This is a genomic window from Acidobacteriota bacterium (assembly GCA_016196035.1).
In the GTDB taxonomy this organism is placed as follows: Bacteria; Acidobacteriota; Blastocatellia; order RBC074; family RBC074; genus JACPYM01.
This window is the reverse complement of sequence record JACPYM010000069.1, coordinates 88,626-102,111: the sequence shown is the minus strand read 5'-3', so window position 1 is coordinate 102,111 and position 13,486 is coordinate 88,626. Positions and strand designations below refer to the sequence as shown.

At 59.5% G+C, this 13,486-nt stretch carries 11 protein-coding genes; all 11 read right to left on the bottom strand.

Annotated features, from left to right (window positions below):
* Positions 1 to 333 precede the first annotated feature (333 nt).
* Positions 334 to 1,044 (bottom strand): class I SAM-dependent methyltransferase, encoded by a 711-nt coding sequence (locus HY011_21725; protein MBI3425552.1) that lies wholly within the window; start codon positions 1,042 to 1,044, stop codon positions 334 to 336.
* Positions 1,041 to 2,069: a glycosyltransferase family 2 protein gene (locus HY011_21720; GenBank protein MBI3425551.1), complete on the bottom strand. Its 1,029-nt coding sequence runs from the start codon at positions 2,067 to 2,069 to the stop codon at positions 1,041 to 1,043. The genes HY011_21725 and HY011_21720 overlap by 4 nt, the downstream gene beginning before the upstream one ends.
* Positions 2,066 to 3,469 carry a phenylacetate--CoA ligase family protein gene (locus HY011_21715; protein MBI3425550.1) on the bottom strand — a complete coding sequence of 468 codons (1,404 nt, stop codon included), beginning with the start codon at positions 3,467 to 3,469 and terminating at the stop codon, positions 2,066 to 2,068. Before HY011_21715 ends, HY011_21720 begins: the two co-directional genes overlap by 4 nt.
* A gap of 203 nt (positions 3,470 to 3,672) precedes the next feature.
* Entirely contained in the window at positions 3,673 to 4,791 is a 1,119-nt protein-coding gene (locus tag HY011_21710; protein MBI3425549.1) for a glycosyltransferase family 4 protein, read from the bottom strand.
* A complete protein-coding gene (locus HY011_21705; GenBank protein ID MBI3425548.1) occupies positions 4,781 to 6,184 on the bottom strand; it encodes an O-antigen ligase family protein in 1,404 nt (467 codons plus the stop codon). Before HY011_21705 ends, HY011_21710 begins: the two co-directional genes overlap by 11 nt.
* Complete coding sequence (locus tag HY011_21700) at positions 6,181 to 7,284, bottom strand: glycosyltransferase (protein ID MBI3425547.1); 1,104 nt, start codon at positions 7,282 to 7,284, stop codon at positions 6,181 to 6,183. The genes HY011_21705 and HY011_21700 overlap by 4 nt, the downstream gene beginning before the upstream one ends.
* A gap of 20 nt (positions 7,285 to 7,304) precedes the next feature.
* On the bottom strand, positions 7,305 to 8,513 hold the full coding sequence (locus tag HY011_21695) for a glycosyltransferase (GenBank protein MBI3425546.1): 1,209 nt from the start codon (positions 8,511 to 8,513) through the stop codon (positions 7,305 to 7,307).
* Positions 8,514 to 8,828: 315 nt separating this feature from the next.
* Complete coding sequence (locus HY011_21690; protein ID MBI3425545.1) at positions 8,829 to 9,410, bottom strand: serine acetyltransferase; 582 nt, start codon at positions 9,408 to 9,410, stop codon at positions 8,829 to 8,831.
* Positions 9,407 to 10,561: a glycosyltransferase family 4 protein gene (locus HY011_21685; protein ID MBI3425544.1), complete on the bottom strand. Its 1,155-nt coding sequence runs from the start codon at positions 10,559 to 10,561 to the stop codon at positions 9,407 to 9,409. Before HY011_21685 ends, HY011_21690 begins: the two co-directional genes overlap by 4 nt.
* Entirely contained in the window at positions 10,536 to 11,921 is a 1,386-nt protein-coding gene (locus tag HY011_21680; GenBank protein ID MBI3425543.1) for a hypothetical protein, read from the bottom strand. Before HY011_21680 ends, HY011_21685 begins: the two co-directional genes overlap by 26 nt.
* A 15-nt stretch (positions 11,922 to 11,936) precedes the next feature.
* Complete coding sequence (locus HY011_21675) at positions 11,937 to 13,388, bottom strand: hypothetical protein (GenBank protein MBI3425542.1); 1,452 nt, start codon at positions 13,386 to 13,388, stop codon at positions 11,937 to 11,939.
* Between the last annotated feature and the right edge of the window lie 98 nt (positions 13,389 to 13,486).

Below are 13,486 nucleotides of genomic sequence, written 5' to 3'. Positions count from 1 at the left end.
TGTTTAACGCCTTCAACCACACACAATTCAGCAGCATTAGCCTGAGAGGATTTAATGAAATAACGAATACATCTGACCCCTTTATCTTTTTCCCAACCAGGCGCGGCACTTACTGCAATTTTCTTAGCGGGCGGGCCATCGTCATACCAGGGGCTGACTGCACAAATCCAAACGGCCCCGCGACTGACTTCGCAAAACGCGCGCTCGGTACACTCTTCGGCGATTACAGCAGCGCCCGTGACCCACGCATCATTCAACTCGCGGCCAAATTGTTTTTTTGAGATGAGCGCAGTTCGCGCTCAGTTAATGGCAAGAAACAGTTTGAGGCAGGAATTAACGCGGGCGGATGGCAACGAGGTAATGCGTATTGAAGACGCGCAAACGTTCGAGCAGATGGCAGGCCAGCCAGGAATAGGGCGCGAGCCGGCAGACAAGTGGTGAGGCCAGGGTGAGGCATTTGAAACTGAATTGGCAATGCGGAAAGAGCGCGCGGATTTCGGCTTTGCGGATGCCGCGCGTTTGCGGGTTCAAGGGGTTCGTCCAGAAGTCGTACCAAAGGATCAGGCCGCCTGGTCGCAACACGCGGCGCATTTCGGCGGCGATGGCTTGCCTGACCTGAGTGTCGAGGATGGAACTGAAGACGGTGTATTGCGCGACTAGATCAAAACTGGCGTCGGCATACGGCAATTGCTGGCCGTCGGCTAGGACTAAAGGCAGATGTGGGGTCGCCGCTTTCGCTTCGGCCAAGCGCCATTCCAGCAGTTCCGCGCCGTGTAATAACGAGGGCGTTGCGCCCAGCCAGAGGAATTCGTGCAAGACGCCGCCCGCGCCGCAGCCGATTTCCAGGATGCGTTTGTGCGCCAGTGACGCCCAGCCTGCGCGGGCCAACAGCGCCAGTTGGGCGCGTTGTCGTTGCTGGATCATGAAAAGCTGGCCGGGCTGGAATAGGGAGTATTTGTCGGCCCCAGCGGCAGTTTGTTGACGCCGCGCATATTCGGCCCGCAAGCGTTCCAGATCAGATTGCGGCGGCTGCCGTGTTGTCATGATGAGGCCCGCCAGTAGCGCGCAAATTTGATTAAGCCTGTCAGAAAGCCCGCACCATAGCTGAGGTGCAGCGCGAGAAAGACCGGCGGCAATAAGAACAGATGCCGCCAGCCGGATTGCGCCGCCGTCAAAACCGCCGCGGCTAGATTGGCGAGCGCGTAACTTCCCACCAGCGCCGCTGCCAACAACCAGCCCCATGACGTGAGGGCCGCCAGCAGCAACGCGACAACCAGCGACGCGACGAACAGCGGCGGGATGAACTGCCGCGCGCTCATTTGGCGCGGATGTTTTTGCAACACGCGCACCTTCCAATAGCCGTACTGAAAATACTGTTTGAAGAGCGATTGCAGCGAGCTGCGGCTGTAATAGCGCGCGCGCACATCCGCCGCCAGCAGAATCCGCCCGCCCAGTTTGCGCAGCCGGTAGTTATATTCGTCATCCTGGTTGCGCACCATCTCTTCATCAAAGCGCCCGGCGCGTTGGAGCGCGGCGCGCGTGTAGGCCGGGAAGGCAACCGTGTCCGTCAGCAGCGTGCGGTCTTTGATCGTGCGAAAGGCTGAACCGCCGACACCAAACGGCGAACTCATCGCGGCGGCGATGGCGGCGGCCATCAGGGTCGTGCCGATGGTTTCGAGCGGGCCGCCGACACCTTCGACATTCTCTTCGCGCAGGTGCCTGACGCAGTTGCGCACGTAATCCGGCGCGATCTCGCAATGGCCATCCACGCGCACGATGATCTCGCCGCGCGCGTGGGCAATTGCGGCATTCAACCCGGTGGGCGCGATCTGTCCCGGGTTATCTACCAAGTGCAAATTTGAATGCTCTGCTTGCCACTGCTGTATCAACTCTCTCGTTGCATCGGTTGAGCGCCCATCGGCCACGATGATCTCCAGACACTCGCGCGGGTAATCCTGCGCCAGCACACAGCCCAGGCTGCGCGCGATGAAGCCGGCTTCGTTGCGCACGGGCATCACCACCGAAACAAAGGGCAGGGCGTTGTTATCCGAAAGACTGTGGTCGCTCAATTGGATGGGGCCTTTGCATTGTGGGGCAGCAGGCTGATGACGGCTTTGAATTTGCCCGATGCGGTGCGCGGGATGCTTTTAACCGGTTCGACGATGACCTGTACCGCCGCACCGAGGCGCTGTTGAATGCGGTGCTCGATCTCGGTTACATCCGCCGCGCCAAAGCCGTTGACCGGCACGATTTTGACGCGGATGCGGTCGAGCGCTTCTTGAATCACCTGGCCTTCGCGGATGTGCGGCTGGTTGACGAAGATGCCGTGGAAGCGCACCAGTTGGCGGCCATCGGGGCCGGTGATGACATCCTCGATGCGTCCGACGACCTCTTTGATTACCGGCAAGGCTTTGCCGCAGGGGCAGGGCGCATACGGCTCTGCCCAGGCCGCCATATCGCCTAGGCGAAACCGAATTAACGGCTGTGTGCAACGCAATAAACCGGTCGCCACGACTTCGCCGACCTCGCCCGGCGCACAAGGGCTGCCGTCAGGCCGCAGGATTTCGACGATGCCCACATCCGGGCTGACATGCAACCGTCCGTGCGCGCACTCGCTGGCAAATAACACGTTCTCGACCGTGCTGTATTCCTCGTAGACCTTGCAGCCGTAAGCGCGCTCCATCACCACGCGCATTTCATCCGTGACTTTTTCGCTGGTTGTTATGACGGCTTTCAACGGCGGCGGCGCGATGCCTTCAGCCAGCATGAATTGGGCCAGCAAATGGTAAGAGACGGCGTAGCCCGTCAGCCATTCGATCTTGTGTTTGTGCAACGCCGCGACGTATTGCCGCGCGGTGTCGGGGCGCAAATGAAAAGGCGAAAGATAAACCTGCCGTTCAGCGAGATTGAAGCGGTAAAACGGCCCTTGGCTGGCAGGATTGGGTTCAACCATTCGGCCTGAGAACGTCGCGCGGGGCCGTTGGAAGGAAACCCCGGCCCAACGGGCTGAACGCGCTTCACGCACGGCCATCGAGGCGCGCAACTCTTCGACCGTCCAGAGGCTGGCGATGGGGGTGCCGGTGGAACCGCTGGTGTAAAAGGTTTCCAGCTTCTGGCGCGGGCAATCGTCGCGCAAAAAGGCGTATGCGTCAGCGCGCACCGCGTCTTTTTCCAGCAGCGGTAATTCTTCGAGGTTGCCTGCTAGGGCCGCGCGCTGCGCTGTGCTTGACCACTGCTGGCGGTAATAGGGCACGTGTTGTGCCGCCGCTGTCAGCAGGTGTTTAAGCGCGGTGGCTTGCCAGGCTTGCCACTCCTGCACGGAAAACCGTTCACGGCGCAGAAAGTCAGCCAGTGCCGTTTGGTACCCGCCGCCGAAGCGCCGCTGATACCAGTGCAAGCCGTACAGGCTGACAGCGGCGTGTTGCGCCCACACCGGCAACTTTTCATAGATGGCATCGAGTTTTCCCACGGTAATTTACTGGCTGGTAGTGCAACGCTCCTGGTAGTAACGCAAAGGTTAGCCACAGAGGCACGGAGACACGGAGGCAGACAGAGAGCTTCACCAAAACTCTAAAAAAACTCTGTGCCTCTGTGCCTCTGTGGCAACCTCGCTCGCGTTTTGCGTATGTCCCGAAATCTATTCGTCCTAGTGCGGCGCGAATAAATTCGCGACTACAAGGGCGGTTGGATTGGCGCACTCGTGAGCGCGATGTTGCTCTGGCGGTTTTTGGTGATGGACCTAAACAATTCTTCCCAGCGGGGCAGGAGTTTCGACCAGCACCATTGCTCGACTTTTTGGCGGGCGTTGCGCGACAACGTTTCGCTCAATTGCGGTTCGGTCAAAATTCTATGCACCGCCGCCGCCATCGCCTCGGCATCGTTGGGCGGCACCAGCAAGGCGTCGTGCTCGTGTTCCAACAGATAAGGCAGGCCGCCGACATTCGTGCAAACAATGCACAGCCCGCAGGCCATCGCCTCGATCACGCTCATGGGCGTGTTGTCCACGTTGGTCGTGTTCAGAAAGATATCGCCGCGATTGAGCCGTTGCGGGACTTCCGGTTTGGTGACCGCGCCGGGCAGGCTGATGTGCGTTTGTACCTGCAATTCCGCAATGACTTGCTGCATCTCTTGCAAGCTGCCGTCGCCTTTGTCCGGGCCGTACATCGTCAAGTGGATTTGCGGGAACGTCGCGCGCAAGCGGTGCAAGACTTGCGGGGCCAGCGCGGGGTTATAGATGTGATGAAACGAGCGCAGCCAAATCAGGTTTGGCTGCGGGCACTGGCGTTCCTGATAGACATAGGCTTTCAAATCGAAGGCCGACGGCAGCAAGAGCAAATCGGGGCGATACGGTTTCATCTGTTCGTGCAGATACCGCGACGGCGCGGCCACCAGCTTGGCTGCGGCGAAGAGGCGTTGCACGCGTTGCGGCCAGCGGCCCGCAAAGACCGGCAAATTGCCGCCGTGCAACATCAGGATGTAGGGCTTGCCGCAACGCCGTAACAGCCAGCAGACCATTTCGGCCCAGCAAAAAGCCAGGCCGCTATAGACCTCTACATAAGCCGCCCGGTAATCGTCCCGCCGCCGCCAAACCGTCCAGAGCATATCCAGCAAGCGCGTCAGCTTGCGGCGCTTTTGCGAAGCCATGACGATGGGCCAGCCCGCCCCGGCCAGATGCGCGGCTAAATCTTCGCCAAAGCAATGAAAGCCGCCGCCGCCGGAAAGGAAATTGCCAATCAGCAGCAGGCCGAACTTGACTGGCTGTGCAGCAGGCAAATGTGCTTCAGCGCTCATGGTTTTCAGATTTTTCAGGCAGGATGAAGAGGGCTGTCAGGCCGAACAGAAAGGAGGGTGCGACCACGCGCATCGCCGTAGAAAACAGGAAACCGAAACACCAAAATAGCAGTGCCGCGTTTAACGCCCGGCCTTTGGCCGTGCGGGCTTGTTTGAAATGCAGTAAGCCCAAATAGACCAGCACCAAAATGGCGGCGAGTCCCCACATCCCGTGTTCGGCCAGCAGGCGCGCAAATTCGTTGTGCGCGGCGACCTGATGTTCGCCGTCACTACCATAACGTCCGAGCAGGTGATACTTGGCTTGTCCCGGCCCGACGCCAAAAAGAGGATTTTCCGAAAAGATGCGCCAGTCCTCCTGCATAATTTCGCTGCGTCCTGAACCGGAGGTATCGCTGAAACGTTTGGTCAGTGCGCCTTCGGTGAATTTATCCAACTGCGGCAAGAGCACAAAGCCGGCCAGCAGCAAAATCGCCAGCAAGCCGCCCAGCACTTGCATGCGCAAGCGGCGGTCTTGAATCAAGAACAGCGTCACCAACGCCGCGCCGCCCAGGGCCAGATAAAGCCCCGTGCGCGAAAACGTCATGACGCATTGGGCCGTCAAATAAAGCGCCACCGCCAAGAGTAAAAGTTTCAGCCAGCGCGTGAGCTTGCCATCCAAAGCCCAATACAAGGCCATCAACGCGCCCAGCCCCAAAATGGCCGACACCTGATTCGGCCCGTAATTGCCGCTCATCGCGAAATTGGAATCGTTGATGAAAACCAGTTCTTTGGCCGTCACAATGCCTTTCAGGGCAATGACGGCGACCGAGAAGATTGGGCAAATCAGGGCCAGCAAGATGCGATGCAATTGCTGCGCGGTGGTCTTCAAATGCGAGAAGAACCACACGCTGACCAGTAAGGCCAAAGGCCCTGAAAGATTGAAGCTCAATTGATCCATCAAAACATCCGTGCTGACATTCGCCAGCGGCAGGATGATTGACGGCAAGAGCAAGATAAAAAACACGAAGGCCGGGATAGGCCCTTTGAGTTTGCCCAGCCGCAGCAGCGCCACAAAAAAGATCGCAATGGTGGCGTACTTGCCAAACTCCCACGGCAGCATGGATTTTGACATGCGCCAGAGCACTTCCGCGCCGGTGATGTATGCGCCGATCATGGCGACCTGCTCTAAGCGTGGGGCATAGACGGCCAGCCACAAGCCGAACAACAGCGTCAGCCCGGCATGTGCCGTGGCCAACTCGGGCGACAGGTTCAGGACGAGGCCGAGCAGGGCGTGCAACAACAACAGCGCCGCGACGCGCACCGTTTCCTGGTTGAGCAATTCCAGCACCCACTCGCGCGCGGTCTTGCGGTGATAGCTGGGGGCTTTAAGTGGGATGACGACAGTTCGAATCATAAGGATTGTGCGGCGCGAACCGCGACGACCTGGGGTTGCAACACCCGGTCGTAAACGCGACCAATTTGTTCCAGCACGGCGTCGGCGGTGTAAAGCCGATTGACCCGTTCCCGCAAGGTTTCTCCCAGCGCCCGGCGGCGTTCCGGTGCGGCTAGCAATGTCAACAGGGCTTCGGCCAGTTTGGCCGGATCGCGCGGCGGCACGACCAGACCCGCTTGCCCTTGTTCCAAAATCGCAGGGCATTCTCCCACAGCCGTGGCGACAACGCCCAGCCCGGCCTTGCCATATTCGACCAGCGACAGCGGGAAGGCTTCAGAATAGGAACTCAGCACGCCGATGTCGCTGCCGCGCAAAAACGCCGCCACATTGCTTTGATGTCCGGCCAACGTGATATGCGCCTGCAACCCCAAGCGTGCGATCTCGGCGTTGATCTTTGCCAAATGCTCCTGATTGCTGTGCGCGCCCACCAGGGTCAAATGCGCGGCGGGCGCCTGTTGCACAACACTGGCGAGCGCCTGGATCAAGGTCAGATGTCCCTTTTCCGGGCGCAGATTGGCGACGCAGACGAGGCGTTGGCCCGCCTGACCCGGCAAAGGTGGAATGTCGTCATTCGACGTGTTTTCCACCACGAAGTTCGGCACGTACCAAATCGCCTGGGCGGGCACGCGCAGACGTTGTTGCACCCATGCGGCCAGTTGGCGGTTGACGATGATGACGCCGCTGGCCTGACGCACAAACGGCCCGTGCAACCAGGCGGCGCGCTCTTCCATGGCGTATCTGCCGAAATGATCGTGCCAAATGACTTTGGGGTAGGGCGGAAAAAGCGCGGCCTGAACGGCGACAAAGAGGGCCGTGCTGTGCGCGTGCAGCACTTCGATCTGATGGGCCTTGATAAACCGCACGAGACGGCGCAAGCCGCCCAGATCGAGACGCCGCGTGCGCGCCAAACAAATCTTGCCGACCGCCGGGCTGACCAATTCCGCCAACGGCCCTTCGCGGCGCGTGGCGCAAAGGAAGCTGCGGTATTTTTCCTGCGGCAGCAGGTTCGCCAGATTCACCGCGACACGCTCGGCCCCGCCCGCGTCCAATGTATCTGTCATTTGTAGAATGCCCGGCAATGTCATCGTCCGCTTTGCTCCGCCAATTTGGTTTTCAATGTGTTTGAAGCAAAAGCATCGGGCGTCACACGCCACCACTTGCTCAGCAATTCGCGCAAGGCCTCGCGCAACCCTTCCAGTGAATAATGAGCGCTCCACGCGGCGGCGCGCTGGCCGATCTCGACAAACTGGGCGGGCGCGGCGGCCAGCGGAGCCAGGGCGTCCGCGAGCGCCTGCACATCGCGCGGCGGCACGACGAAACCGCGTCCTTCGCCCAGCATCCACGGCACCAGACCGCGATCCGAGCCAATGCAAACCAAGCCGAAGGCCATCGCTTCGGCAATCGCTTTCGGCCAGCCTTCGGTTTCTGACGCCAGCACCAGGGCGTCGGCGCGTTCATAAAAATCCAGCACGCGCTCGAAATCCACGCTGCCGGCAAACTTGACGCGCTCTTGCAGCTTCAATTCGCGCACGCGGTTTTCCAACGCCGCGCGTTCAATGCCATCGCCGACAATGTCGCACGTTACATCGAGGTTGCGTGCGCAGAGTTGGGCGATGGCTTCGATGGTGATGTCCACGTTCTTGGCTGCCGAAAGCCTGCCGACATACAGCAGCCGTAGGCCCGTTGCATCCGCGTTGCGCCGCGCTTTTTGTTGCGCCGACTTTTGTGCGCGCGCCAGTTGCTCCTGGTTGAGCACCGAAGTAAACAGCGGCACGACGTGCGGCGGTTGGGCGGGCCATTCGCCATAGACGGTCACCGGGCCGCGCCACCAAAAGGATTTCAGCAATGCGCGTTGCCAACGATAGCTGCGCGCTTCGCCCGGATACGCGCCCCACTGCCCGGCGTATTTGGCGCACAAGCGCGCTTGCAACAGCGGCAGCAGCAGCGAACCCAGCAGCGAAATGCTGCACGGCGAACGCAGATGAAACGCGTCGGTTTGCCGCGCCGCTTTGACCAGCGCCGCAATCATGCGCGGGACTTCTGTCAGGGCAGTGGTCTCTTGCTCCAGTCCGCGCCCTTTGTCCTGGCGGAAGGGAATGACCGAAATCGTGGCGGAGTTTTGATAGGGCGCCCAGAATTTGGGCGGCGGGCCTTGATCCTGCGGCGCGACGATCACGAGTTGGTCGAACAGTTCGTTCCAGACATTCAACTCCAACACCAGCGGTTCGTATGACCACCAACGCCCGTCGTGAAAAATATGCGGGCAGATTGTCGCGATCCCTAATTTCATCGGTTAAATGAGTGGAAAAAACCAATCCGGCATGTAGACAGGATGGACAGGATTTATGGGCGGATTGACAGGATTCAAAGCAGGACTCACGCAGAACCATTGCCACAGAGGCACGGAGTCACAGAGGAAAGTCATGAATGACCGGTAAACTCTGCCGCTCGCTCTGTGACTCCGTGCCTCTGTGGCAAATTTCCGGCTTTTGCGTAAGTCCTACAAAGATGATCTGTACCGCCTGAGCCTTTCAAACCTATCCTGTGAATCCCGTTGGCAAGCTTGCTAATTCTGTCCAGGCCCGCCGGGGTTTTTGCCAATGAACTAACGTTTGGCTAGTTGCTGTGGACATAAATAATCCTGCGAACCTTTCCGGCTGACGATTTGGCCCGGCACGCCGACCACCGTGCAATTGTCCGGCACATCCGCCGTGACCAGCGTATTCGCGCCGATGACGACGTCGTTGCCGATGGTAAGCTGACCCGCGATGACGGCGTTTGCGCCAATGTAAACGCGCGCGCCGATGCGCGGGACGCCGCGTTGCACGCCCCGGCCTGATACGCCGATGGTGACGCCCTGCGAGAGATTGCATTGCGCGCCGAGCACGGCGTTGCCATTCAAAATGATGTGGCCGAAATGCCCGATGTAAAGACCGGGGCCGATGACGGCGGTATAAGGCAAACTGATGCCGGTGAAAATCTCAATCAACTTTTGCCAGATGGTCATTGACGCCAGCAACGGGCGTTTGAGCAGGCGCGGCAGCCCGGATTGATAAACAGCCGCCGCCAGCCGGTATTGCAACAACGCCCACAGCCCCTGTTGCGCCAGCAACTGAAGCAAAGCGCCGCCGCCTGCGTATTCCGTATAACGAGCAAGGTCTTGTTGATAATTGGAGAGCCAGTTCATGAATGCGTCGCGCCGTTTTGCGCCCAGCGCAGATAGTACGCTTCGTTTTGCGCGACCAGCTTATCTATCGAGAAGTGCTTGACCGCGCGCCGACGCGCTTGTTCGCCTAGCCGCTGGCGCAAGCCCGCATCCTTCAGCGCCTCAATCACAGCGGCGGCAATGGAGGCCGGTTCGTGCGGATTGCACAGCAGCCCTGAGACGCGGTCTTCGATGACTTCCGCGCCGGGGCCGGTGTTGCTGGCAACCACAGCCTTGCCCATTGCCAAGCCTTCCAGCCACGCGAGCGGCAGCGCTTCCATATGCGACGGATAGACGCAGACGGCAACCTGGGCCAGCAATTCCGGCAACAGCGCGTGTTCAATCGGCCCTTTGAATACGATGCGCTCGGTCAATTCTGGCGGAATAAGCTGGCGCAGCATTTCAATGTAAGAAGCGCCGGTCTGCGGGTCGTGCCAATCGCGCCCGGCAATCCAAAGTCGGGCCTGCGGGACAGCCGCCACGATGCGCGGCATGGCTTGCACTAACTGGCGAATGCCTTTCTTCTCACAGACGGTGCCCGCGAAAAGAATGAGGCCCGGCACTTCGGCCAAGTTCGGGCGCGGTTGAAACATTTCTACGTCAACCGGGTTGGGCAGTATCTCGATGGGCTGCCCCTTGAGTTGCAGCAACTGGCGCGTCGTTTCGGCGACATACTTGCTGACGGCGCAAAGTTGATCGGCGTGCGCGAAGGAACGCCTCTCCAACCAACTGCGCCATGGGCTAGTCGGATTGCCCAGCGTCTTGGCAAAAAAACGATGACCGCCATTCATGCGAATAATCTTGGTGGCGGGGAATTGCGCGGGCACGAGCGCCAAGCCGTTTTCCGGGCCTTCGAGAATATCAAGCGGCTGTGCGCGGTGCAGTTGGTTCAGCGTCTGGCGCAACTTTAAGCCGTTGGCGAGAAAACCGCTGCCGGGCAAGGCGGCGTGCGCCAGACGCAGCACGCGCACGCCTTGGTCATTCTCTTCGCCCTGCCGGTCGGGCGGGTAAAAGCCGATGACGGTGACTTGATGCCCGCGCGCTACCAACGCGCGCGCCAGCGTTTGCGTGAAGCTGCCGATGCCGCCGTGCTTGCCGGGCGGATACTCATTGCAAAGGAAGCAGATGTGCATTGACGGTTGCGGGCTTTTGCTCAGCGACGGATTGACCGGTTGTCAGGGCGGTGAAAAGACGAGTTAATTCGGCCACGACCGTGTCAGCGTGGATTGCGTTGAGCGTCTCAGCGCCCAGCACAAAGCGGTTTAATGTGGCGCTTTCCCAGGCTTCCCAGAGAGCATTCAACGCTTGCTGCACGCCGCGCGCATCACCCGGTGTGACGATGAGCGGATAGTCGCGCCCCAGTATGTCGGCGGTAACAGAAGGTTTGGGCGAGAGCGCCAGAATCGGTTTTTGATGCCAAAGATAATCTGCCAATTTGGCCGGAAAGAACGGACTTTCCTGGGCCTCGGCTTCCAACACGACCGTCGCGGTGGCAGCGCGTAAGAGGGTAATGGATTGGCCATACAAGATTCTTTGGTTAGTGAGCTTGATATTGGGGTGCTGGGCTGCCGCTTGCCAGCGCGGGTCTTTCAGATGGGCGCTGTTTGCTTTGCCGATCAGCCACAGCCTGGCCTGGGCCTGTCTGGCCGGAGCCGCTTTGAGAAATTCGAGAAAGCCATCAATCAACGCCCACGGCAGGCGCGGGCCTAACAGCGTGCCCGCATGGACAAGGTTGAACTGTGAACCGTCCAATTGGAGTTCTGTGGGAAGCGCGTTTGCAGCTTCATCCCCGGGCAAATCCATCCCCAGATGCGGAATCACAACGGCCTTGGCGCGCGTTGCGGCCAGTTCAGTTGGCAACACCCATTCCAACAGCCGTTGGCTGGGAAACGTAAGCGCATCGGCTTGCCGTAGAATGTTCCGATGTAATGCTTCCTGCCGGCGCGCCAGCAGCGGAACTTCATAACGATAAGGTTCGGGGAACCGACTCATCGGAAACGGGTCGTGATAGTGCGCCACCCAAGGTTGCGGAACGGGCCTGTCCAGCATCGCCAGATGCGGTTCCAGCTCGACCCCGGCCCCGCGAATGTATAAGCAGTCTGGTTGTTCGGCGTGCGCTACTGTTTGAATGGCATGCCGCCATGCGCTGACTTCCTGCCACACGCTCGTGCGATAGCCGGTCGCATAGGCTAGCGCCGTATCCAGCTTCCGGGCGAGTTGCGCGCCGAGGGCGCCTCTGGCGGCGATAGCCTGGCGTAGTTTGTCCAACTTTAACGCGGGCGGTGATTGTCCGCACCGCCTGATGTGTAAGACGCGGGCTGCGCCCAGCCAGGGCAGCGTGAACCAGTCCGTGCGCGCAACAAAGGCCGGGTCTGAGGTCAAACAAAGAATTTCGTGCCCGGCGGCGTCGAGCGCTTTGATGACCTTCGACGTACAAATCGCTTCGGATGTTTTATCCAAGCTCAGCCACTTCGCGGTGATCAGTAATTTCATCGTTGCCACCAGGACTTAAACTATTGCGGAAGTCTCAACGTGATAACCCTTGGGTTCAAACCTAACGGCGCTGCTGCGTTGAGCGATTTGTTTGAGCGCCGTGCTGCAACGCCAACTCGCTTCGCTGAAAGGTTGTGCGGCGTGCGATTTGAGCCAGGCCTGCCGCTCGGCTTCTTTCTCCTGCGGAAAGGCCAAGGCCCGCTGCACCAGGCCCGCCAGTTCATACGGCGACTTGGCCCAGTAAACCGGTTGCAGCGCATGCACGGGTTTGAAATGCGGCATGCGGTAAATATCTTCGACGTTCCAGTACGGATTTTTATTGGGCGGATTGTAGGCGATGAAGATGGCCGGCTTGCCTGTGATGGCAAAATCCATCGCCATCGTCGAGCCTAAGTTGATGACCAAATCCATGTGATGCGCCAGATTGCTGAGCAGGATCATGTCGTCTTCGGTCGGCGTGAACTGCGTCCAATCGCCGCCGCTGTCGCTGGTTGACCAAACCGGATCAGAGACGATGATTTCAGGGAAACGTTTGAAGGTGTCGTCATAGCGCGGCGTCCAATCCACCGGCGAACGGCGAAAGACGATTTGGGGCCGCCCGGCTTCGGGCAATGTGCGCAAGGCTTGGGCGAGATCGGCCAGAAAGACCGGATCGTGCGGCGAGGTCAGCACATCGTCGCCGGAAAAACAGATCGCGGGTCGCGCCGGGTCTACGCCCAACGCGCGCAAAAAGACCTCGCGCGGTTTGATCCAGTCCTGATTGAAATAGCCTTCAAATTGCGGCGTGCCGGTGACGATGACGCGCTCCGGCGTGATGTCGGGGTAATACTCCTGCATCTCGTTTTTCATGTAATCGCTCCACACGAGAAAGTAATCCGAATGCACGGCCATCCGGCCTTTCGGCAGATTGTCCCAGGAGTAAATAAACGTCGCGGTCGGAATGCCCAGCTTTTGCGCGCTCAAGAACGCGGGCACCGCTTTGTGTGCGCGCTGCTGGGTGCAAAAGACGATGTCGGGCCGCAGTTCGCGCAGATAATTTTCAAAGGCGCGCGCGCCCCGATTCCACAAAGCCGCGCGTTTGTGCAGCCGATCCAATTTGAGCGCCCCCGCCGTGCCGGGGACAAAACTGCCCAGCCGTTGCGCGACCTGTCCGATCCAGCGGGCTTTGATCGAGCGCAGCATTTGCAGATTGCGCAACGCCAGTTGCAGCGTGAAATCATTTTGCCCGTGCAGTTGGGCGTAGACTTTGGCTTGGCGAAAGATGCGTTCAATCAGCGTCTCAGGATAATCAGGCAACGCCTGCCATTGCAGCTTGTCGCCGAAACGTTGCTGAAAGAACGCTACGCTCGCGGGCGGCAGCGCGTGCCAGACGTGTACCTCGCCCTCTTCGATCAAATAATGCGGGAAGCGGCTGCACAGGAAGTTGCGAATGCCGACGCTATCGGGAACGAGTAACAGTGTTTTCATAGAGAGGATTGTTGATGGGTATCAGAGCTTAGATCGGATTGCAGATCGGTGTACGGGACGGTACCGCGCGCGTCAGCAAGCGGAGACTTGATCTGTAG